The sequence below is a fragment of the Arthrobacter sp. HY1533 genome (assembly GCF_027568515.1).
Classification (GTDB): domain Bacteria; phylum Actinomycetota; class Actinomycetes; order Actinomycetales; family Micrococcaceae; genus Specibacter.
In genome coordinates this window covers 233,840-255,523 of record NZ_JANKZF010000009.1, presented here as the reverse complement: position 1 = coordinate 255,523, position 21,684 = coordinate 233,840, and the positions used below count along the sequence as shown (strand labels likewise).

Below are 21,684 nucleotides of genomic sequence, written 5' to 3'. Positions count from 1 at the left end.
CCACAGGTGGTCGAGCCCGCCGGGACCCTTTTGTTGTTCACGCTAGTGTGCCCACGCGCCCGAGAGGTCCCCGCCCGAGGAACGAGGGTGGGGAGGGCGTGGGCGTCAGCTCACGTTGGAGTTGTAGTCCAGGTCGCGGGTTTCCTTCATGAGGAACAGGGCGATGAGCGTCAGCACGGCCATGGAGGTCAGGTAGATGCCCACCAGGACGGGGCTGCCGTCGGCGGCCTGCCACAAGGCCACGGCGATGAACGGGGCCACGGCGGCACCGAGGATGCTGGACATGTTGTAGCTGATGGCCGAGCCCGTGTAGCGGACGTTCGTGGGGAACATTTCCGGCAGCAGGGCACCCATGGGCCCGAACGTCAGGCCCATGAGCGTGAAGCCGAGGATGAGCAGCGCCATGACGCCGGCGGTGCCTGCCCCGAACAGGGGCACAAACAGGAAACCGAAGACGGCAATGCCGCCGGTGATCCACAGCAGCGACTTGCGGCGTCCGTACTTCTCGGCCAAGGGGCCCGAGACGAGGGTGAAGATGCCGAAGAACACCACACCGATGATGAGCATGATGAGGAACTCGTTGCGGGTGTAGCCCAGGCCCGGGACCCAGCTGGCGATGGCGTCGGCCGTCATGGGCTTGCCCTTGGCCACCGCGGCTGCCTTGGCGGCCTCGATGGTGGCCGGGGTGGTGCCGTAGGACAGCGTGAAGGTGGTCATGAGGTAGAACAGCACATAGGTTGCCAGCATGACGAAGGTGCCCAGGATCAGGGGGCGCCAGCTCGTCTTGAACACGCGGCCCACGGGGAGCTTGGAGACCTCACCCTGGTCGATGACCTTCTGGAATGCAGGGGTTTCCACGAGCTTGAGGCGGACGTACAGGCCCACGATGACCATGACTGCGCTGAGCAGGAACGGGATGCGCCAGCCCCAGGACTGGAACTGCTCGGTGGTCAGGCCGAAGCTGAGGGCCAGGAAGATGCCGTTGGCCAGGATGAAGCCGATGGGGGCACCCAGCTGCGGGAACGTGCCCCAGATGGCGCGCTTGCCGGCCGGTGCGTTCTCGGTGGCCAGCAGGGCCGCGCCGCTCCACTCGCCACCCAGGGCAAGGCCCTGCATGAAGCGCATCACGACCAGCAGGGCCGGGGCCCAAAACGCCCAGCCCGGCACGAGTGCTGTGGGCAGGCAGCCGATCAGGAACGTGGAGACACCCATGGTCAGCAGGGATGCCACGAGGGTGCCCTTGCGGCCCACCTTGTCGCCAAAGTGGCCAAACACAATGGACCCCAGCGGGCGGGCAATGAAGGCCACGCCGAAGATGGCGAAGGAGCTCAGCAGCGCCGTGGCGGCGTCGGCCGTGGGGAAGAACAGCGCCGGGAAGACCAGCACGGCCGCGGTGGCGTAAACGTAGAAGTCGTAGAACTCAATGGTGGTGCCGATGAGGCTCGCGATGATGACGCGGCCTCGGCTGTTGACGGGCGGGGTCTCCGCCGTCGCCGTCTTGGGGGAGCTGCTCATGAACTGGCTTTCTCTAGGCGCCGCGGCCCGCACACAGGGGTGGGCCGCGGCAATTGCTGTCTTTTCAGTGTTTACACACTAGTCCCTCTGTCCACCTGTTGGACAACCGGAACCATCATGCGGACGCCGGAGTTCCCGCGCCCAGCGCCCTCACAACGGCCGGACACCGCTGTTAGGCAAACGTCACAGCGATTTCACACCGCGTGACCGGTGGCGAAACTCCGCCTCCCTACGGTTGGAACCACAACCAAGCAACGGGAGGGTTTGCCATGACAGTGGACAGCACCAACATCACCGAAGCAGCACCCGCCGGGACGGGGACCGGCACAGGGGCGGCCATCACCACATCCCCCGGACGGTGGCTCCACCACTGGGACGCCGAGGACGCCGGGCAATGGGAAACGGCCGGCCGGGCCATTGCCAAGCGCAACCTGGCCTGGTCCATTGCCTGTGAATTCCTGGGCTTTGTGGTGTGGCAACTGTGGTCCATCGTGGTCGTGTTCCTGCCGGCCGCCGGCTTCACTTTCAGCTCGGCCGAACTGTTCTGGCTCATCTCCATCCCGTCCCTGGTGGGCGCCACGCTGCGCATCCCCTACACGTTCATGGTGGCTAGGTTCGGCGGGCGCAACTGGACCATCATCTCCGCCCTGCTGCTGCTCATCCCCACGCTGGGACTGGCCTGGTGCACATCCAACCCGGACACCCCCTTCGGCGCCATGCTGGCCGTGGCCGCCCTCGCGGGACTGGGCGGCGGCAACTTCGCCTCGTCCATGGCGAACATCACCTACTTCTACCCCGCACGGGAAAAGGGTTGGGCGCTGGGACTGAACGCCGCGGGCGGAAACCTGGGTGCCGCCGTCGCCCAGTTCATGGTGCCGCTGGCCGTCACCCTTCTGGCCGCGGGCACCTTGGGCCTGCCGCTCGCCGGGCTCATGTGGGTCCCGTTCATCCTCATCGCGGCGTGGGGCGCCTGGAAGTACATGGACAACCTTGCCAGCGCCAAGTCCGATGTGGCCGGCTCGCTCGCCTCGCTGCGCGAACCCCACCTGTGGATCCTGGCACTGCTGTACATCGGCACCTTCGGCTCGTTCATTGGCTTCTCAGCGGTTTTCCCGAAGCTCATCATGGACGCCTTTGGCCCCGGCGTGGGCGTCGCGATTGGCCCGGCCGTCATTTCCCTGGCCTTCCTGGGTGCGCTCACCGGCTCGCTGGCCCGGCCCCTCGGCGGCCGGCTGGCCGACCGCTGGGGCGGCGCCCGCGTCACGGTTGCCAGCTTCGGCGTCCTGGCCCTGGCTGCACTGGCCCAGCTGCTGACCCTCCCCCTGGGCAGCTTCCCGCTGTTCCTGCTGCTGTTCCTGGTGCTGTTCGCGGCCGCCGGCGCCGGCAACGGCTCCACCTACCGCATGATCCCCATGGTCTTCGCGCTGCGGGCCAAGTCCGACGCCGGTTCCCGGGTGGGTGCCGCGCGCAAGGGTTCGGCGGCACTGGGCATCATCTCGGCCATCGGCGCTTACGGCGGATTCGTGGTCCCGCAGGTCCTCAACGCCTCCCGCCAGGCCAGCGGCGGCTACGAGGGTGCCTTCATTGGCTTCGTCGCCGCCTACCTTGTCCTCATGGCCCTGACCTGGGCCGTGTACCTCCGCCCGGCCTCGGCCACCTCGCTGGGAAGCATCTAATGGGCACCGCCACGCACTGCCCCTACTGCGCGCTGCAATGTGCCATGACGGTGACCCCGGCCGCGGCCACCGGGGTTGCGGGACCCGCGGCGGATCCACCCGCCATCGCCGGCCGGGACTTCCCCACCAACCGCGGCGGGTTGTGCCGCAAGGGCTGGACCTCGGCCACCTTGCTGGGCCACCCAGGACGCATCACCAATCCCCTGCTGCGCGGGGCCGACGGCGTGCACCGCCCGATCGGCTGGGACGAAGCCCTGGACCTGATCGCCGCACAGGTCCGGGCCACCCGCGAAGACCACGGCCCGGACGCCGTGGGCGTGTTTGGCGGCGGCGGGCTGACGAACGAGAAGGCGTACCAGCTGGGCAAGTTCGCCCGGCTGGCCCTGGGCACCTCACGGATCGACTACAACGGACGCTTCTGCATGTCCTCGGCCGCCGCGGCCGGCAACCGCGCCTTCGGCCTGGACCGGGGACTGCCCTTCCCCGTGGAGGATCTGGACGGCGCGCACACAGTGCTGCTGCTGGGCTCCAATGTTGCCGAGACCATGCCGCCGTTTGTCCAGCACCTGGCCGGCGCACGGGCAGCGGGCGGGCTGATCGTGGTGGACCCGCGGCGCACGACCACGGCGGACTTCACGGCCGACGGCGCCGGGCTGCACCTGCAGCCCGCCCCGGCCACGGACCTGCCGCTGCTCCTGGGGCTGTGCCACATCGTCATCCATGAGGGCCTGGCCAACACGGACTTCATCCACGGCCGCACCACGGGCTTCAAGGCGGTGGCCCGCAGCGTGGCCTCCTGGTGGCCCGAGCGCGTGCAGGCCGTCACGGGCGTCCCCGTGCACCTGCTGCGGGAGACGGCCAGGCTGCTGGCCCACGGCGCGCGCCACGGCGGAAGCTACATCCTGACCGGCCGCGGCGTGGAGCAGCACGTGGACGGGACCGACACCGCCACGGCCACCATCAACCTGGCCCTGCTGCTGGGGCTGCCCGGCTCTGCCAACAGCGGCTACGGCACGCTGACGGGCCAGGGCAACGGGCAGGGTGGCCGCGAGCACGGGCAAAAGGCGGACCAGCTGCCCGGCTACCGCAAGATCACGGACCCCGCCGCCCGTGCCCACGTTGCCGCGGTGTGGGGCGTGGACCCCGCCGACATCCCGGGGCCCGGGCTGCCCGCCGTCGAACTTCTCGCCGAGCTGGGCCGCAGCGTGCACACCTTCTTCATCCACGGCGCCAACGTGGCCGTCTCGGCGCCCAACGCCGGGGAGGTTCTGGCGGGGCTGCGCCGGCTGGACTTTTTGGTGGTGTGCGATTTCTTCATGACCGAGACCGCGCAGGAGGCGGACCTGGTGCTGCCGGTGCTGCAGTGGGCCGAGGAGGAGGGCACCGTGACCAATCTGGAGGGCCGGGTGCTGCGGCGCCGGGCCGCCGTCACCCCGCCTGAGGGGGCCCGCTCGGAGCTGTGGATCATGGCCGAGCTTGCCCGCCGCCTGGACGCCCCGTCCACGTTCAGCGCCGACCCCGAAACCGTGTTCACGGAACTGCGGGCGGCGTCCGCCGGGGGCCTGGCGGACTACTCCGGCATCGACTACGCGCTTTTGGACGTCGGGGCTGCCCTGCACTGGCCCTGCCCGGCCGGCAGCACGGGCACGCCGCGGCTGTTCCGCGACGCCTTTGCCCACCCGGGCGGGCTGGCCGTTCTGGTGCCGGTCTCCCCCGCCGCCAGCAACGCCCGGGACACACTCTTCACGGGCCCCACGCTGGCCCTGGTCACGGGCCGGCTGCTGGAGCACTACCAGTCCGGCGCCCAGACCCGGCGCGTGCCTGAGCTGGCCGGTGCCGTGCCGCGTGCGGAGCTGCTCATCCACCCGCTGGCTGCCGCGTCCCGGGGAATTGACGACGGCGGGCCCGTCACCATCGCGAACGGGCGCGGCACGGTGCGCTGCACGGCCAGGGTCAGCACGGCTGTCCGGCCGGACACCTTGTTCCTGCCGTTTCACTTTGCCCGGGAGGAATGCGCCAACCTGCTCACCAGCGACTCCGTGGATCCGGTCTCCGGGATGCCCGAGTTCAAGGCAAGCTCCGTCACGGTAACGGCCGGGACGGGAATTCCGGCAGGTGCCGGCGCCGCACACCTGGTGTCGCTGTGAACGCCGCGGCCCCGCACGTGGTGGTCATTGGCTACGGCCCCGTGGCCGCCAGGCTCGTTGACGAACTTGTGCCTGCGGTGCGCCGCGGCGAGATGGCGCTGACGGTCATAGGCGAGGAAGCTGCGGCCGCCTACAACCGCGTGCTCGTGGCCGATCTCGGCGTGGGACGCACCACCGAGGAAGCCATCTCCGTCTCCGACCCCGCCGAGCTCGAAGCCGCCGGGGTCACAGTGCTTCGCGGTGCCCGCGTGCTGCGCGTGGACCGGGCCCGGCAGCGGGTCACCCTGGCGGATGGCCCCTGGCTGGGCTACACCTCCCTCGTGTTTGCCACGGGCGCACGCCCCGTGGTCCCGCCGCTGCACGGACTCAACCCGGACCCCGCCGCGCATTCCCCGCTGCCCCGCGGCGTCATCGCCCTGCGCGGGCTGGACGACGCCGCGGTGCTGCGCGGCGCCGTCGCACGCCGGGAGCGCGTGGTGGTGCTTGGTGGCGGGATCCTGGGCTTGGAGGCCGCCCTTGCCGCCCGCGATGAGGGTGCCCTGGTCACGGTGGTCCACCACGGGCCGCACACGCTGGGGCGCAGCATCGACGCCGGCGCCGGGCACACAGTCGCGGCTGCGCTGCGGGCCCGGGGAATCACTGTGGTGTCCGACGCGCGGGCCGTGGGCGTGGAAATGGGGGCGGGTGCCGACGGCGTTCCGGCATTCTCTGCCTTGGCCCTGGACGGCGGTCCGGCAGTGGAAGGCGCGCTGCTGGTGCTCTCCTGCGGCGTGCGGCCGCGCACCGAGCTGGCGGAAGGGGCAGGGCTCGCCACGGGCCGCGGCATCCTCGTGGACCACTCGCTGCAGGCGCACCACGACCCCGCCATCTTTGCCATTGGCGACTGTGCCGAAGTCCGCTGTCTTGATTCCTCCTGCGCGGATTGTGCCGCTGGGACCGGGCCGCTGGGGCTCATTGGCCCGGGCTGGCGGCAGGCCGAATGGCTGGCCGCATTCCTCACCGCGGGCGCTGCCGCGGCCCACCCGCTGCCTGCCGAGCGGGCGCCTGTCATGATGCTCAAGGCGCGCGGCGTGGACGTGGCGGCCGCCGGCGACGTGGCGGCGGGCCCCTTTGACGATGTCCCCGGCCTGGCAGTGAGCGTGTGGGCAGATCCCGAACACGGCAAGTACGTGAAGATGGGCACCCGCTCCGGGGTCCTGGCCGGCTTCATCAGCGTGGGCATGCCGCGCACCGGGGCTGAACTGACCTTGCTGTTTGAACGTGGCGCAGAACTCCCGGCAGACCGGTCGGCGCTGCTGCGCCTGGACGGCCCTGACGCCGCGCCGGCATCCCCGGACCCCTCACGAAACGTGTGCCGTTGTGCCGGCGTCTCGGGCGAAACCATCAGCGCAGCGGTGGCGCAGGGCTGCTCAACCGTGCCGGAAATCTCCGCGGCAACCCGAGCCGGCACGGGCTGCGGCGGCTGCCACGGGGATTTGAAGGCCCTGATCGAGGCGCATTTCGCCCCGGCCTAAGCTTGTCGGTCCCGCTGCCGCCCGTGACCTCGCACTCGTTGCCCCTTCGGCTGGCCGGAAGGGGCAACGACTGCGCGTTCATGGGAACTACATGTGCACGTGCAGGCGGCGCGCGGCCTCGGCGATGGAGCCCGACATTGAGGGGTACACCGTGAAGGTGCTGGCGACGTCGTCAACGTGCAGCTTCTGTGTCACGGCCAGGGCGATCGGGAAGATCAGCTCACAGGCGCCAGCGCCCACCACCACACCGCCAATGACGGTGCCGGAGCCCTTGCGGGCAATGATCTTGATGAAGCCGTCGTTGACGTTCCGCATCTTGGCCCGGGCGTTGGTCTGCAGCGAGAGCTTGATCACGTCGCCCTGGTACTTGCCGGAGGCCAGGTCCGCTTCGGAAACACCCACGGAGGCAATTTCCGGGGACGTGAAGATGTTGGAGGAAACCTGGTTCAGCTTCAGCGGGCGCACGCCATCCCCGCCCAGGTGGGCCACGGCGATGCGGCCCTGCATGGCGGCAACGGAGGCCAGGGCGAACACGCCTGTGCAGTCGCCCGCGGCGTAGACGTTGGGCGCGCTGGTGCGGGAGACGCCGTCGACCTTGATGTGGCCGCTGGGGGTGACTTCAACGCCGGCGGCCTCCAGGCCAATGTCGGTGGTGTTGGGGATGGAGCCAACGCAGACCAGGCAGTGCGAGCCGGTGACCTTGGAGCCGTCGCCCAGGGTGACAACCACGCCGTCGGCGGTGCGCTCCACGGCCTCGGCGCGGGACTGGGCCAGCACGCGCAGGCCGCGGCGGGCAAAGACATCCTCGAGCACGGCGGCGGCGTCGGAGTCCTCGCCGGGGAGAACCTGGTCGCGGCTGGAGATCAGGGTGACCTTGGAGCCCAGGCCGTTGAAGGCGGAGGCGAACTCGGCACCGGTCACGCCGGAGCCCACCACGATGAGCTCTTCGGGGAGTTCCTCGAGGTCGTAGATCTGGGTCCAGTTGAAGATGCGTTCGCCGTCGGGCTGCGCCGTGGCGAGCTCGCGGGGGTGGGCGCCGACGGAGACCAGGATGGCGTCGGCCTTGACGATTTCGGTGCTCTCGCCGCGGTCCACGGAGATGGTGCGGTTGTCCAGCAGGCGGCCGGTGCCAATGATGATCTTCACGCCCAGGGCCTCAAGGCCGCGGCGGATGTCGGTGGACTGCTCGCGGGCCAGGCGCAGCACGCGCTCGTTGATGGCCTTCAGGTCGGCCTTCATGGCCTCCTTGGGGTTGCCGTCGGAGCCGTGGAAGCTCACGCCGAGCTCGGTTGAGTCCACGCTGCGGTTCATGGCCTCGGCCACGGCAATGAGCGTCTTGGAGGGGACAACGTCGCTCAGCACGGCGGAGCCGCCCAGGCCGGCGCGCTCCACAATGGTCACCTTGGCGCCCATGGAGGCCGCAACCATGGCGGCCTCATAGCCGCCGGGGCCGCCGCCGAGGATGGCAAGGCTGGGAAGGGCAAAGGGCTGGAATACATCCTGGTTGCTGGTCACAAATGTTCATTCTTCCCTAGCCCGGGCTTTGCTCCAAGTTCCTGCCGGTCCTGTCCCGGCGGGCCGCGTGCCGGTATGTTGGTTCCGTGACTATTGAACAGAGCACCCCCGAGACCGATCCCGCCCAGCTGGCCCGCGAGGCGGCCGCCTACATTGCCGAGAAGACCGGCGTCGCACAGCACGACATTGCCGTGGTGCTGGGCTCCGGCTGGGGTGAGGCTGCCGGGCTCATCGGCGAGGTGACCGCCGTGGTCAACGCCGCCGACGTCCCCGGCTTCTCCGCCCCCGCCGTGGTGGGCCACACCGCCACGCTGACCTCCATCCGCACCCCCGGCGGCAAGAACGTGCTGGTGCTGGGTGCCCGCACCCACTTCTACGAGGGCAAGGGTGTGCGTGCCGTGGTGCACGGCGTGCGCACGGCCGCGGCAGCCGGCGCCAAGACCATGGTCCTGACCAACGGCTGCGGCGGGCTCAACGAGGCCTGGAACCCGGGCACCCCCGTGCTCATCAGCGACCACATCAACCTCACGGCCAGTTCCCCGCTGGAAGGTGCCACGTTCGTGGACCTGACGGATTTGTACTCCTCCCGGCTGCGCACCCTGGCCCGCGAGGTGGACCCCACCCTGGATGAGGGCGTGTACGCACAGTTCACCGGCCCGCACTACGAAACCCCCGCCGAGGTGCAGTACGCCAAGCGCATCGGCGCCGACCTCGTGGGCATGTCCACGGCGCTGGAAGCCATTGCCGCCCGCGCCGCCGGCATGGAGGTCTTCGGCATCTCGCTGGTGACCAACCTCGCCGCCGGCATCAGCGCCACGCCGCTCTCGCACGAGGAAGTCCTGGAAGCCGGGGCCGCTGCAGGGCCGCGCATTTCGGCGCTGCTGGCGGGCATCATCGCCAAGCTCTAGGACTTCCAGCGGCCGGGCCGCTACATTTGTCTCGTGAGACATCTAAACGACGCCCGGTCCGAGTCCAACGCCGCACTCGAAGTTGCGGCCCTGCAGGAGGCGGCCGGGCAGTGGGCCAGCCATGACCCCGACCCGGCCACCGCCGCGGCGCTGCGATCAATGATCGACGGCGCCGCAGCGGACCCTGCCGAGCTCGCCGACAGCTTTGCCGGCAACCTTCAGTTCGGCACGGCCGGGCTGCGGGCGGCCATGGGCCCGGGCCCCAACCGCATGAACAAGGTGGTGGTGCGCCGCGCCGCCGCCGGGGTGGCAGCCCACCTGCTGGCCCTGGCCTCCCAGGATGGCGCCTACCGGCCCCGCGCCGTTGTGGGCTTCGACGCCCGGCACAACTCCGCCGACTTTGCCCGCGAGACGGCGGCCATCTTTGCCGCGGCAGGCGTTGAGACATTCCTCATGCCGGCCCCGCTGCCCACGCCCGTGTTGGCCTACGCCGTGCGCGCCCTGGACTGCGAGGCCGGCATCATGGTCACGGCAAGCCACAACCCGCGCCAGGACAATGGCTACAAGGTCTACCTGGGCGGCCGGGCCGTGGCCCCCGAGGCCCGCGGCGTGCAAATCGTTGCCCCGCACGATTCCCTCATCGCCGGGCACATTGCCGAAGTCTCCAACACCAAACAACTCGGCGACACCTCCGGCATCTCCATGGCGGAGTCCGGCTGGACAGTGCTGGGCCCGGAGCTGGTGGCCGGCTACATCAAGGCTGTTGCCGAGCTGGCCGATGCCAAGGCGTTCCCGGACCGGGACTTGAAGATTGTGCACACCTCCATGCACGGCGTGGGGCATGAAACAGCCCTGGCCGTGCTGGCCCATGCCGGCTTCACCAACGTCCACCCCGTCCCGGAACAGACCCATCCGGACCCCGAATTCCCCACCGTGGCGTTCCCCAACCCCGAGGAGCCCGGGGCCATGGACCTCGCCTTTGCCCTGGCCGGAAAGGTGGGTGCAGACATTGTGCTGGCCAACGACCCCGACGCCGACAGGGCCGCCGTGGGCGCTCTGGACCCGGCCACGGGCAAGTGGCACCAGCTGCACGGCGACCAGGTGGGCGCCCTGCTCGGGGCGCACCTGGCGGCCCGCGGCGGCTGGGCCACCGGCGGCACGGCGGCAGACGGCACGGCAGCCACTCCCGTGTTTGCCAACTCCATTGTGTCCTCGCGCCTGCTGGCCAAGATTGCCCAGGAGGCGGGCTTTGGCCATGTCCAGACGCTGACGGGCTTCAAGTGGATTTCCCGCGTGCCGGGCCTGGCGTTTGGCTACGAGGAGGCCCTGGGTTACTGCGTGGCCCCGGAATTGGTCCGCGACAAGGACGGCATCTCGGCCGGGCTGCTGATCGCCGAGATGGCGGCCCGGCTCAAGGCCGCCGGCCGCACACTGTTTGACGTTCTGGACGAGCTGGCCCTGTCCCATGGCCTGCACTCCTCGACCCAGATCAGCATCCGCGTGGAGGAGATCTCCGACATCGCCGACATGATGGCACGGCTGCGGGCGCAGCCCCCGGCCCGCTTCGACGGCTCCCCCGTCACTGTGTTGACCGACCTGTCCGAGGGAACGCCGGAGCTGCCGGCCACGGACGGCATGTCATACCTGACGGACAACGGCACCCGGGTGATCGTCCGTCCCAGTGGCACCGAGCCCAAGCTCAAGGCCTACCTGGAGGTCATCGTCCCGGTGGCCGGGCAGGAAGAACTTGGCCAGGCCCGCCAGGAGGCGCAGCGTGCGCTGGCCGCCGTCGTGCAGGATGTGCGGACGGCGCTGGGACTGGAAAGCCTCTAGGGCGCAGCGCATGCCGCAGGGGAAGAAGGAACCGGAATTCCGCGACAAGGCACTCGAGGCGGCCCGGTACCTGGACGCCAGGGACGCGGCGGCAACGCCCATCCCGGCCGATGACTACGCCAACGCCACCGGCCGTTCATTCGGTTCCGGGGATGGTGCCCAGGCGAACGAGCCGCGGCGCATCCACGAGGCCGAAGAGGTGTGGGAGGTGGCCAACAGCGCCATCGACGCCGCCGTGGCCCGTGGCGACTTCGACAATTTGGCCTACGCGGGCAAGCCCATTCCGGGCCTGGGCGGCAATGACGACCCCGACTGGTGGGTCAAGGGGCTGCTGCAGCGTGAGCAGGTCAGCGGGCTCGGTCCCCCGGCCCTGATGCTGCGCAAGGAGGACGCCGAACTCGACGCCACACTGGACGCGCAGGGTTCCGAGGCGCGCGTGCGCGAGATCCTGGCCGATTTCAACGCCCGGATCATCGAGGCCCGCCGCCAGCTTTTGGGCGGTCCACCGGTCATCACCAAGCTGCGGGAGGTTGACGCCGAGGTGGCGGCCTGGCGGTCCCGGGCCGTGGCCCGCCGTGCGGCCGCCGCCGCCCAGGCTCCGGAACCGGAAGCCGCCCCCGAACGCGGGCGCGGCTTGTTCGCCAGGCTGTTCCGGCGCAGCTAGATGTTCGGGCGCCGCTAGCAGCTGACCTCGACGGTGCCGTCCACGACGCGCACCGGATACGTGGCCAGGTGCAGTTCCGGGCGGCCAAAACACTCGCCCGTGGACAGCGAGTACACCTCCTTGTGCAGCGGCGAGGCAATGGTGTGGGTGGTCCCACGCGTTCCCACCAGGCCGCGGGCCATGACGTGTGCCTGGGTTGCGGGACACGCCTGTGCCACGGCAAAGACGTCGCTGCCTCCCACCCAGAACAAGGCAAGCTGGCGGCCGTCCACCAGGGCGGCCTCGCCCCATGAGTCCTCCAGCTCACGCAGCCGGCAGACCGGGTGCCAGCGGCGAGCGCCGTCGGCCAGGGAAGCCGGGGACGCCAGGTAACCCGGGGACGCCGGATCAAGGCTGGCGGGGCGGGGCATTTCCAGGAGCTGTTCCATGGCGATCCTTCGCATTGGGCGGAAGTGGTGAACTGGCACCTCCCACGCTAGGCACGCCATGTTTCCGCAGCCCCGCACCCCCGTGACGGTGACGTTAATCCCCCCTCACAGCCGTTGCACAAGCCACAGTGAGGCCGATGTTAACTGTCCGTTACAAAGGCGCAATGGCCCGGCAATGGCGTCTTCCTAGCATGGAGGGACACGGGCTGCCACCAGAGGGCCCCGAGGTGGGAGGCCACAACCATGACGCAGCCAGAGCCGCAAGTCACCAGCATTCCGGGAACGGCCCCGTCCTTCCGCAGGCTCGTGGTGGTGGGCGGAGGCCCCGCAGCACACCGCCTGGTCGAGGCCATGCACGCCCGCGGCCTGGACGGCTGGCATGTCACTGTCCTCACCGAGGAGACCCACGCACCCTACGACCGCGTTGCGCTGAGCCGGGCCCTGACTGAGGTGGACGTGGACCTCACGCTCGGCGACGCCACCCTCTGGGACCACCCCTCCATCACGCTGGTCCGCGGCGCCAAGGCAGTCCGCCTCGATCCAATCCGCGGCCTGGTCCACACCCTGGACAACGGTGAACCGGCCATCCACCCCTACGACGATCTGGTCCTGGCCACGGGCTCGGACGCGGCCCGCCTGGACATCCCCGGCGCCGCCCAGGCCCACGTCTACCGGACCCTGGACGACGTCTGGACACTCAACAAGCAGCTCGAGGTGCTGGGCCGGAAACTGGGCCGCACCGTGCGGACGGCCGTCATTGGCGGCGGCCTGCTCGGCTTGGAGGCCGCGGCCGGGCTGATGACCCTGGGTGCCGAGTCGGTGGTCATCAACGGCGGCCGCTGGCTCATGAACGCCCAGTTGGACGAGGGCGCCGGCCAGGCCCTGGGCCGCCTCATTGCCGCCAAGGGAATGGCAGCCACCACCGGCGTGTACCCGGCGGGCATTGAAACGGACGACGCCGGCAACGTCACCGGGGTGCTCATGGCCGACGGCACGCAGGTGCCCGCGGACCTCGTGGTGGTGTCGGTGGGCGTGCGCCCCCGCGATGAACTGGCCCGGGGGCGCGACGGCGGCGCCCACCACGGCTTTGGGCTGGGCCCCCGCGGCGGAGTGGTCATCTCCGACGGCTGCGAAACCGGCGTCCCCGGCGTGTGGGCCATTGGCGAGGTGGCCAACTTTGGCGGCCAGTGCATGGGCCTGGTGGCCCCGGCCAACACCATGGCGGAGATTGTGGCGGACAGGCTGCACGGCGGCAGCGCCACCTTCCCCGGCTTTGACACTGCCACCAAGCTGAAGCTGTCCGGCGTGGACGTGGCCAGCTTCGGCGACGCCTTTGCCACCACAGAGGACAGCCTGGAAGTTGTCTACGCCGATCCCGCCCGCGGCGTGTACCAAAAGATCGTCACGAGCCCGGATGCGAAGGTCCTGCTGGGCGGCATCTTTGTGGGCGACGCCAGTCCCTACACCAGCCTCCGGCCGCTTCTGGGCCGCGAACTGCCCGCCGAACCCGGCGCCTTTCTGTCGGCAGCCGGCGGCGGCGAGGCACCCGCCGTCGAACTTCCCGACGACGCCATCCTGTGCTCCTGCAACAACGTCACGGCAGGCAGCGTCCGCGACGCAGTGAACGGTTGCGGCAGCTGCGAGGGCCAGGACCCCGTGCGGGAACTCCCTGGGTTGAAGGCGTGCACGCGGGCCGGCACCCAGTGCGGCTCGTGCGTGCCGCTGCTGAAGAAGCTCATGGAGGGCGAGCTGGCCAAGTCCGGCATCGCCGTCTCCAAGGCGTTGTGTGAGCATTTTGAAATGTCCCGTCCGGAACTGTTCGAAGCTGTGCGGGCACTGGACCTGCGCAGCTTCGGGGAGATCCTGGCCCGCTTCGGCGCCGATGAGACGGCCAAGGCAGGGCGCGGCTGCGACATTTGCAAGCCCACGGTGGCCAACATCCTGGCCAGCCAGAACAGCGCCTATGTGCTGGATGAGGGCCGCGGCACGCTGCAGGACACCAATGACAGGGCCCTGGCCAACATGCAAAAGGACGGCAGCTACTCGGTGGTCCCGCGCATCCCCGGCGGTGAGATCACCCCTGACAAGCTGGCCGTGATCGCCAAGGTGGCGCAGGACTTTGGCCTGTACACCAAGATCACCGGCGGGCAGCGCATCGACCTCTTTGGGGCCCGTCTGGAACAGCTGCCGCAGATATGGAAGGTCCTGATCGACGCCGGCATGGAGTCCGGGCAGGCGTACGGGAAGTCCCTGCGCACAGTGAAATCGTGTGTGGGCTCCACCTGGTGCCGCTTCGGGGTGCAGGATTCGGTGGCCATGGCCATCAACCTGGAATTGCGGTACCGGGGCCTGCGCAGCCCGCACAAGATCAAGCTGGGCGTCTCCGGTTGCGCCCGCGAATGCGCCGAGGCCCGCGGCAAGGACGTGGGCATCATTGCCACCGCCGACGGCTGGAACCTGTACGTTGGCGGCAACGGAGGAGCCACCCCGGCGCACGCCCAGCTGCTGGCCAAGGACCTGGACGATTCCACCCTGGTGAGCTACATCGACCGGTACTTGATGTACTACATCCGCACGGCGGACAGGCTGCAGCGCACCGCCCGCTGGCAGGAGGAGCTCCCGGGAGGCCTGGCCCATGTGGTGGACGTGGTGGTCAACGACTCCCTCGGCATCGCCGCGGACCTTGAGGCGGCCATGGCGGCCCACGTGGACAACTACGAGGACGAATGGGCAGCCACCCTGGCCGACCCCGAACGGCTGCGCCGATTCCGCTCCTTCGTCAACGCCCCGGAAACGCCCGACGACTCCATCGTGTTCGTCCCCGAGCGCGGCCAGGTCCGCCCGGCCACGGAACAGGAACGGGCCGCGGGCCCCGTGCTGATCGCCACCCACATCCCCGTCCGCAGCGCCGAACCACGCAGCAACCAAAGCAACTAGAAGGAGATCACCATGGCACGCACACGACGCGCGGGACGCATCACCCTGGTGGGCGGCGGCCCAGGCCCCGCTGACCTGCTCACCATCCGCGCCGCCAGGGCCCTGGCCGTGGCGGATGTGGTCTATTTTGACAGGCTCGGACCCACGGAGGACCTGGCCCGGCTGGCGCCCCGGGCCACGTTTGTGGATGTGGGCAAGACGCCGGGGCACCACAAAGTTGCCCAGGAGGACATCACGGCCAGGATGCTCGACGGCGCCCGCGCCGGCCTGCACGTGGTGCGGCTGAAGGGCGGGGACCCGTTTGTGTTTGGCCGGGGCGGGGAGGAAATGGCCGGAGCAGTCGCGGCCGGCATCCCCGTGACGGTCATCCCCGGCATTTCCAGCGCTATCGCGGTCCCCGGCGCGGCCGGCATCCCCGTGACGCACCGCAATGTCAGCCACCTGTTCACAGTGGTGTCCGGCCATGCACCCCTGTCCACGAGCGAATACACGCACCTCGCGGGGCTGGGCGGCACCATCGTGGTCCTCATGGGCATCGGCACGCTGCCCTCCCTCGTGGCCGGGCTGAGGCTGGCCGGGCTGGCCAATGTTACGCCCGTCGCTGTGGTTGAGAGCGGTTTCAGCCACTCCCAGCGCACCACCACCGCCACGGTCGGTAGCATTGTGGGGGCCTCGTCCAGCTGCCGCAACCCCGCCGTCATCGTGATCGGGGACGTGGTCGGACTGGCAGGCGCAAACGGCTTGGGCATCCCGGACTTCCTGGCGGATGCGGGCCTGCAATCAGCGTGAGGTACTTCATGAACCAAGCAGCACCGCCGCCCGGGCACCGAACACCCACCCCTCCCCCGCCGCTGCGCGGTTTCCGGATCGGCGTCACGGCCCACCGCCGGGCCGGCGACCTCATCGAGGCCCTCGAACGGCGAGGCGCCACTGTGCTGCACGCCCCGGCGCTGAAGATCGCCCCCGTTGAAGACGATGCCGTGCTGCAAGCGGAAACGGCCGCCGTGATTGCCGCCGCCCCGGAGATTGTCATGGTCACCACGGCCTACGGCATGCGCCGCTGGGCCGAGGCCGCCGATGCCGCCGGGCAGGGCGAGGAACTGCTGGCAACGCTGGCTGCTGCCGCCATTTACGTGCGCGGCCCCAAGGCCCGCGGCGCCGTCCGCGCGGCAGGCCTTGACGACCACGGGATCAGTGCCGATGAAACCACCGCAACACTGACGGACCTCGTTATCGCCGCGGGAGTAAAGGGCAAGACCGTGGCCGTGCAGGTCCACGGCTACACGGACGTTGCCGCGCTGGAGCGGTTGCGAGCCGCCGGCGCCACGGTGTTGGCCGTGACGCCCTACCGCTGGGTCAACGCCGAGGACGGCAACAAACTGGCGCAGCTCGTCGAGGCCGTCATTGCCCGGGAGCTGGACGTGCTGACGTTCACGAGTGCCCCTGCGGTCGACGCCGTGCTGAGCACCGCCGAGTCAATGGGCCGCGGCCGCGAGTTCCGCCGGGCCCTGCGCGGCGCCGTCCCCGGGGCCGGCCGGCCGGGCGATGTGGTGTGTGCCGCCGTCGGCCCCGTCACGGCCGCACCCCTGCTGGCCTCCGGCATCACGCCGCTGGTGCCGGAGCGCTTCCGCATGGGTGCCCTGGTCCGGCTCGTGTGCGAGTACCTGGAACGCAAGGGCGCCCAGAGCGCCGTCAGCGGCGGCTCGCTGCTGGAGCTGCGAGGGCAGTCGCTCATGGTCGACGGCGTCTGCGTGCCGCTGGCGCCCGGTCCGCTGCAGCTGCTCAAGGCCCTCATGGACGCCGACGGCGCCATCGCCTCGCAGGCCGAGCTGGCGGCCGCCATGGGCCTGGGCGAGAGCGAGCACGCCCTGCACATGACCATCAGCCGGCTGCGGGCCGCCCTGCCCGACCCGGGCATGGTGGAGACGGTGCTCAAGCGCGGCTACAGGCTGCGCCGCTAGAGGCGAACAGGCTGCGCCGCTGACCTTCGCATGTGGCACCATTGTGGTAACTAGCCGCACCAGGGAAGGAATGCCCCATGACGTCCAACAACCCCCTCACACCCAACAGCTCCGCAGGGGAAACCGCCACGGGAGACCTTGCCGGGTTCATTGACCACACGCTCCTGGCACCCGAGGCCAGCCGCGCGGACATCCTGCGCCTGTGCCAGGAAGCCGCCACCCACCACTTCAAGTCGGTCTGCGTGAACCCCGTCTGGGTGGAAACGGCCAAGAAGGCGCTGCTGGGCACCGGGGTGCTGACCTGCACCGTTGTGGGGTTCCCGCTCGGCACGCACAACACCGACGTCAAGGTCTTTGAGGCCCGCGGCGCCACGATGGACGGCGCCGACGAGGTGGACATGGTCATCAACATTGCCTCCGCCCGCGCCCTGGACAGGGACGCCCTGGTGTCGGACATCTCCGCCGTGGCCGAGGTGGTCCACGCCGAGGATTCCATCCTGAAGGTCATCATTGAAACCTCGCTGCTCAGCGACGACGAGAAGGTCCTGGCCTGCCAGGCCGCCGTCGAGGCCGGCGCGGACTTCGTGAAGACCTCCACGGGCTTCAACGGCGGCGGCGCCACGGCACAGGATGTGGCGCTCATGCGCCAGACCGTGGGCCCGGAGCTGGGCGTCAAGGCCTCCGGCGGCGTGCGCACCCGCGAGAAGGCACTGGAAATGATTGCCGCCGGCGCCACCCGGATCGGCACCAGCTCCGGCATTGCCATCGTCACGGGCGCCGCGGGCACCTCAGCCTACTAATCCGTACTAAGATCGTGGGTAGATCAGCGCGCCGGCACTCCGGTGCCCCACCCATCTCCCCCATCGGGGTCAAGGAGGAACCGTGTCCAACACCAGTTACCGTCGCGAAAACAGCGTGGTCCAGTCAGTCGTCTTGTTTGTGATCTTCTTCGCCATGTTCCTGGGCGGAATCTTCGCATTCTCCTTCTGGAGCCTGGAAAGCTTCTGGCACGCCTTTGGCCCGGCCATCGCCGGCATCGGCCTGTGCTCCCTGTCGCTCATCATTCCGATGTCCATCATGGGCCGCACAGACTCCGCAGGCGAGTAGCACCGACGCCGCAGCAAAAGCCCCGCAGTCCACCTGGATTGCGGGGCTTTTTTGCGCCCATGAAACGTTCGACGGCGGATGGCACCTTGCGCTTCCGCGTACCGTTGCACCGGAGCAAGTGATGGGACGCGAATAACACAGTAATCAGGTAGGCAAAGCAGGTATCGTGCACTCTGTTTCCCCCCGAAATGCAAACATAACCTAGTGGATTAGTAGGTTATTTCGGCACTCATCCTCGGGGGCAGACAACATGAACAAGAAATTCGGCAGGCTCCTTGGCCTGGCAGCAATCGTGGCCCTGCTGGGCGCGTGCTCAGCCAATGCAGACACTGCAGTCCCGGCGGGCGCAAGTCCAGGCGCCGGCGCCGTGGCCAAGGAGGTGCGGTTGGGCTACTTTCCCAACCTGACGCACGCGCCGGCCATCGTTGGTGTGGACCAAGGGTATTTCGCCGCTGAACTGGGAGACACCGCCCTGAAGCCGATGCTTTTCAATGCGGGGCCGGCAGCCATCGAAGCCTTGTTTTCCGGGGCCGTGGACATGGCTTTTGTTGGACCGAACCCCACCATCAACGGCTTCGTCAAGAGCAAGGGTGCGGCCCTTCGGGTGGTGGCAGGGGCCGCGTCGGGCGGGGCTGGCCTGGTGGTCCGCTCCGGGATCAGCTCCGTCGAACAGCTGAAGGGGGCAAAGCTGGCCACGCCGCAACTGGGCAACACCCAGGACGTGGCCTTGCGCTACTGGCTGAAGTCACAGGGTCTGGCCACCACGGTGGAAGGCGGCGGGGACGTGAGCATCATGCCCCAGGACAACGCCACGGCCTTGCAGGCTTTTTCCGCCGGCCAGATCGATGGGGCCTGGCTTCCCGAACCGTGGATGACCCGGCTCATTGAGCAGGGCGGCGCCCATGTCCTGGTCAACGAAGCCGATCTCTGGCCGGACAAGCAGTTTGTGGTCACCAACCTGGTGGTGCGCAAGGAATTCCTGGACAAGTACCCGGGGACAGTGGCCGCCGTGCTCAAGGGCGAACTGAACGCCATCGACTTCATCAACGCCAAGCCGGAGCAGGCGCAATCGGTGGTCAATGCCGGAATCGAGAAGCTCACCGGCCAGCCCCTGCAAAAGGGAGTCCTGGCAACGGCGTGGGCCAATGTGAAATTCACCCCTGACCCCCTCGCGTCCACATTGCTCCAAGGTGCCAAGAATGCCCAGTCCGTGGGGCTCCTGGACAGCGTGGACCTGGACGGAATTTATGACACGCGCATCCTCAATTCATTGTTGGTGGCCCGCGGCCAGAGCGAGGTGGCAGTGCCGTGACGTCCTCCCCAGCCATTCAGCAAGGCGTTGAAAATGTTCAAGGCGGCCTCGGGATCTCCGTGAAGTCCGTCAGCAAGTACTACGGCCGCGGTAGCCAGAGGGAACAGGTGCTTGAAAACCTGGACCTGGACGTGGCGGCGGAGAAGTTTGTGTGCCTCCTGGGCCGCTCCGGCTGTGGGAAGTCCACACTCCTGAATCTGGTTGCCGGGCTGGACAATCCAAGCCAGGGAAGCATTTCGACCGGCGGACGCAAGGTTGGGGTGATGTTTCAGGAGGACAACTTGTTTCCCTGGCTGACGGTGGGGGGAAACATTGAACTGGCGTTGAAGCTGTCCCACGTTCCCCGCCCCGAGAGGGCCGCGAGGGTCGCGGACCTGCTCGAGACCGTTCGCCTGCCCGGCCTTGAAAAGCTGCGCCCGCATGAAATATCCGGCGGCATGCGCCAACGTGTGGCCCTGGCCAAGACGCTTGCCCAGGAGTGCAGCGTGTTGTTGATGGATGAACCCTTCGGTGCACTTGACGCTTTCACCCGTGAGGCCATGCACGATGAAATCGAGCGAATCTGGGCCGAGCGCAGGCTCACAATCTTGTTTGTGACCCACGACGCCAGGGAAGCGGTCAGGCTGGCCGACCGTGTGATCGTCATGGCCACCTCCCCAGGCCGCATCGACACTGAAATCGACATAACGTTTGACAGGCCCCGGCGCTCCGACAGCGCCGAGTCTGCCGGATTGGCCACGGAACTTTCCAACCACATCAGGCGGCCCTTGCGATGATCAAGCCCGGAGCAACCCCCACTTCCTTGGACAGCCCGGCTCCCCTGGACCGGCAGTCCACCACGAAACGCCGCGCCGGGGCCCGCCGTTTCATCCCGCCGGCCATGGCTGTTGCACTTGTTTTTGTGATCTGGCAGGGCGTGTACCTTTCGGGGTGGCGGCCACCCTATGTGCTTCCGGCCCCGCTGGAGGTGGTGGAGCGCCTGATTGAAATGCTGGGGCAGGAGAAATTCTGGCTGAGCCTGTCAATCACCATGGGCCGTGCCGGCATCGGTTTCGCCGTGGCCGTGGCGGTGGGGACCGCGGTTGGCCTCTCAGTGGCCCATTCCCGGCTGCTGCGGTCGGCGATTGGTTCGCTCATTACGGGGATGCAGACCATGCCTTCCATCGCCTGGTTCCCGTTTGCCATCCTGATTTTTGGGCTGGGTGAACAGGCCATTCTCTTCGTGATTGTCTTGGGGGCGGCCCCGTCCATCGCCAATGGACTCATCAGCGGCATTGATGAGATTCCCCGCAATCTGCTCAGAAATGCCAAGTCGATGGCGGCGCGGGGAGCCAGCCTTTATTGGCACATCGTGTTGCCGGCCGCCCTGCCCGGCTACGTTGCGGGGCTCAAGCAGGGTTGGTCCTTCGCATGGCGCAGCCTGATGGCGGGCGAGCTTCTGGTCATCATCGCCTCGAGGCCGTCCTTGGGTGCTTCACTGCAGTACTCCCGGGAGTTCTCCGACACTCCCGGGCTCATGGCGATCATGCTGGTCATCCTGATTGTGGGCATGGCCGTTGACCAGGTGTTCACACGCATCACCGCCGGTCTGCTGCATCGCCGGGGGTTGGGGGCCGCAAGGAGCTAGCCGGGTTATTCTTCACATACGGGACTTGGTGTCCCATGGTGTGAGGAGGCCGTCGGTGCATGTAACAGCCAAAGCGGACTATGCGTTGAGGGCGGTGGTTGAGCTCGTCCTGCGGGACGGCGCCATGGTGACTCGGGAGCGGTTGGCATCGGAACAGCAGATTCCAACAAAGTTCCTGGAATCCATCCTGGCGCAGCTCACCAAAAGTGGCATCCTGACGGCAAAAAGGGGCGCCAGGGGCGGCTATGTGCTGGGCAGGGACGCGGATTCAATCACCGTGGCCGACGTCATCCGCGCCGTGGACGGCCCCTTGGCCGGTGTCCGCGGAGAGCGGCCGGAAGACGTCCAGTACCCCGAGTCCAGTGTTGCCCTGAGGGAAGTCTGGGTCGCCGCCAGGGCCAGCCTGCGGGCGGTGCTCGAAAACACCACCCTGGCCGATGTGGCGGCCGGCTCCCTGCCTTCGCCGGTCCTGGCGCTGCTCGAGGATCCGGGGGCCTGGGCACGCCGCTGACCACCGGCCGGCCACGCGGCCGGCCACCA

At 68.7% G+C, this 21,684-nt stretch carries 18 protein-coding genes; 15 read left to right on the top strand and 3 right to left on the bottom strand.

The features are described from left to right. Positions 1 to 105 precede the first annotated feature (105 nt). A complete protein-coding gene (locus PCK14_RS09915) occupies positions 106 to 1,515 on the bottom strand; it encodes an MFS transporter (protein WP_269938307.1) in 1,410 nt (469 codons plus the stop codon). A 269-nt stretch (positions 1,516 to 1,784) separates the two neighbouring features. Here PCK14_RS09915 and PCK14_RS09910 point away from each other — a divergent pair, with 269 nt between their 5' ends. Genes PCK14_RS09910 through PCK14_RS09900 form a run of 3 tightly spaced genes read left to right on the top strand, consistent with a single transcriptional unit; the run spans position 1,785 to position 6,852 of the window. Continuing rightward, entirely contained in the window at positions 1,785 to 3,191 is a 1,407-nt protein-coding gene (locus tag PCK14_RS09910; RefSeq protein ID WP_269938306.1) for an MFS transporter, read from the top strand. Next, the gene (locus PCK14_RS09905) at positions 3,191 to 5,338 is read left to right on the top strand and encodes a molybdopterin oxidoreductase family protein (protein ID WP_269938305.1); all 2,148 of its coding nucleotides are present in this window, start codon (positions 3,191 to 3,193) and stop codon (positions 5,336 to 5,338) included. Before PCK14_RS09910 ends, PCK14_RS09905 begins: the two co-directional genes overlap by 1 nt. Then, the gene (locus PCK14_RS09900) at positions 5,335 to 6,852 is read left to right on the top strand and encodes an FAD-dependent oxidoreductase (RefSeq protein WP_269938304.1); all 1,518 of its coding nucleotides are present in this window, start codon (positions 5,335 to 5,337) and stop codon (positions 6,850 to 6,852) included. The genes PCK14_RS09905 and PCK14_RS09900 overlap by 4 nt, the downstream gene beginning before the upstream one ends. 87 nt (positions 6,853 to 6,939) lie before the next feature. Here PCK14_RS09900 and PCK14_RS09895 read toward each other — a convergent pair whose 3' ends face one another. Continuing rightward, positions 6,940 to 8,367 carry an NAD(P)H-quinone dehydrogenase gene (locus PCK14_RS09895; RefSeq protein ID WP_269938303.1) on the bottom strand — a complete coding sequence of 476 codons (1,428 nt, stop codon included), beginning with the start codon at positions 8,365 to 8,367 and terminating at the stop codon, positions 6,940 to 6,942. Between the two features lie 92 nt (positions 8,368 to 8,459). On the opposite strand from PCK14_RS09895, the gene PCK14_RS09890 reads away from it, so the two are divergent. From PCK14_RS09890 to PCK14_RS09880, 3 genes are read left to right on the top strand one after another with little or no spacing between them, the layout of a single operon-like run. Next, entirely contained in the window at positions 8,460 to 9,275 is an 816-nt protein-coding gene (locus tag PCK14_RS09890) for a purine-nucleoside phosphorylase (protein ID WP_269938327.1), read from the top strand. A gap of 33 nt (positions 9,276 to 9,308) precedes the next feature. Further along, positions 9,309 to 11,108: a phospho-sugar mutase gene (locus tag PCK14_RS09885; protein ID WP_442864697.1), complete on the top strand. Its 1,800-nt coding sequence runs from the start codon at positions 9,309 to 9,311 to the stop codon at positions 11,106 to 11,108. A gap of 10 nt (positions 11,109 to 11,118) precedes the next feature. Next, positions 11,119 to 11,772 (top strand): J-domain-containing protein, encoded by a 654-nt coding sequence (locus tag PCK14_RS09880; protein WP_269938302.1) that lies wholly within the window; start codon positions 11,119 to 11,121, stop codon positions 11,770 to 11,772. A gap of 14 nt (positions 11,773 to 11,786) precedes the next feature. Here the strand turns inward: PCK14_RS09880 and nirD are convergent, their stop codons facing one another. Beyond that, entirely contained in the window at positions 11,787 to 12,200 is a 414-nt protein-coding gene (gene nirD, locus PCK14_RS09875; RefSeq protein WP_269938301.1) for a nitrite reductase small subunit NirD, read from the bottom strand. A 243-nt stretch (positions 12,201 to 12,443) separates the two neighbouring features. Between nirD and nirB the strand changes: the two genes are divergently transcribed. The 9 genes from nirB to PCK14_RS09830 all read left to right on the top strand — a co-directional run bounded on the left by nirB (position 12,444) and on the right by PCK14_RS09830 (position 21,655). Beyond that, positions 12,444 to 15,137 carry a nitrite reductase large subunit NirB gene (nirB, locus tag PCK14_RS09870; RefSeq protein ID WP_269938300.1) on the top strand — a complete coding sequence of 898 codons (2,694 nt, stop codon included), beginning with the start codon at positions 12,444 to 12,446 and terminating at the stop codon, positions 15,135 to 15,137. 12 nt (positions 15,138 to 15,149) lie between these two features. Then, positions 15,150 to 15,926, top strand: a complete 777-nt coding sequence (gene cobA / locus PCK14_RS09865) for a uroporphyrinogen-III C-methyltransferase (RefSeq protein WP_269938299.1) — start codon at positions 15,150 to 15,152, stop codon at positions 15,924 to 15,926. Positions 15,927 to 15,934: 8 nt separating this feature from the next. Beyond that, complete coding sequence (locus tag PCK14_RS09860) at positions 15,935 to 17,098, top strand: uroporphyrinogen-III synthase (RefSeq protein WP_269938298.1); 1,164 nt, start codon at positions 15,935 to 15,937, stop codon at positions 17,096 to 17,098. 77 nt (positions 17,099 to 17,175) lie between these two features. Next, positions 17,176 to 17,898, top strand: coding sequence for a deoxyribose-phosphate aldolase (gene deoC, locus PCK14_RS09855; RefSeq protein WP_269938297.1), 723 nt, complete (start codon positions 17,176 to 17,178; stop codon positions 17,896 to 17,898). Between the two features lie 82 nt (positions 17,899 to 17,980). Beyond that, a complete protein-coding gene (locus tag PCK14_RS09850) occupies positions 17,981 to 18,205 on the top strand; it encodes a hypothetical protein (protein ID WP_269938296.1) in 225 nt (74 codons plus the stop codon). A 250-nt stretch (positions 18,206 to 18,455) separates the two neighbouring features. After that, positions 18,456 to 19,517: an ABC transporter substrate-binding protein gene (locus PCK14_RS09845; RefSeq protein WP_269938295.1), complete on the top strand. Its 1,062-nt coding sequence runs from the start codon at positions 18,456 to 18,458 to the stop codon at positions 19,515 to 19,517. Beyond that, positions 19,514 to 20,293 carry an ABC transporter ATP-binding protein gene (locus PCK14_RS09840; protein ID WP_269938294.1) on the top strand — a complete coding sequence of 260 codons (780 nt, stop codon included), beginning with the start codon at positions 19,514 to 19,516 and terminating at the stop codon, positions 20,291 to 20,293. Before PCK14_RS09845 ends, PCK14_RS09840 begins: the two co-directional genes overlap by 4 nt. After that, a complete protein-coding gene (locus PCK14_RS09835; protein WP_269938293.1) occupies positions 20,290 to 21,144 on the top strand; it encodes an ABC transporter permease in 855 nt (284 codons plus the stop codon). Before PCK14_RS09840 ends, PCK14_RS09835 begins: the two co-directional genes overlap by 4 nt. A gap of 55 nt (positions 21,145 to 21,199) precedes the next feature. Further along, positions 21,200 to 21,655 carry an RrF2 family transcriptional regulator gene (locus tag PCK14_RS09830; protein ID WP_269938292.1) on the top strand — a complete coding sequence of 152 codons (456 nt, stop codon included), beginning with the start codon at positions 21,200 to 21,202 and terminating at the stop codon, positions 21,653 to 21,655. Positions 21,656 to 21,684: the final 29 nt, after the last annotated feature.

Bases quoted from the DNA above. Each gene is read 5' to 3' on its own strand.
- PCK14_RS09915 (WP_269938307.1), bottom strand. From the start codon at position 1,515: ATGAGCAGCTCCCCCAAGACGGCGACGGCGGAGACCCCGCCCGTCAAC.
- nirB (WP_269938300.1), top strand. From the start codon at position 12,444: ATGACGCAGCCAGAGCCGCAAGTCACCAGCATTCCGGGAACGGCCCCG.
- PCK14_RS09835 (WP_269938293.1), top strand. From the start codon at position 20,290: ATGATCAAGCCCGGAGCAACCCCCACTTCCTTGGACAGCCCGGCTCCC.
- deoC (WP_269938297.1), top strand. From the start codon at position 17,176: ATGACGTCCAACAACCCCCTCACACCCAACAGCTCCGCAGGGGAAACC.
- nirD (WP_269938301.1), bottom strand. From the start codon at position 12,200: ATGGAACAGCTCCTGGAAATGCCCCGCCCCGCCAGCCTTGATCCGGCG.
- PCK14_RS09880 (WP_269938302.1), top strand. From the start codon at position 11,119: ATGCCGCAGGGGAAGAAGGAACCGGAATTCCGCGACAAGGCACTCGAG.
- PCK14_RS09910 (WP_269938306.1), top strand. From the start codon at position 1,785: ATGACAGTGGACAGCACCAACATCACCGAAGCAGCACCCGCCGGGACG.
- cobA (WP_269938299.1), top strand. From the start codon at position 15,150: ATGGCACGCACACGACGCGCGGGACGCATCACCCTGGTGGGCGGCGGC.
- PCK14_RS09905 (WP_269938305.1), top strand. From the start codon at position 3,191: ATGGGCACCGCCACGCACTGCCCCTACTGCGCGCTGCAATGTGCCATG.
- PCK14_RS09845 (WP_269938295.1), top strand. From the start codon at position 18,456: ATGAACAAGAAATTCGGCAGGCTCCTTGGCCTGGCAGCAATCGTGGCC.
- PCK14_RS09860 (WP_269938298.1), top strand. From the start codon at position 15,935: ATGAACCAAGCAGCACCGCCGCCCGGGCACCGAACACCCACCCCTCCC.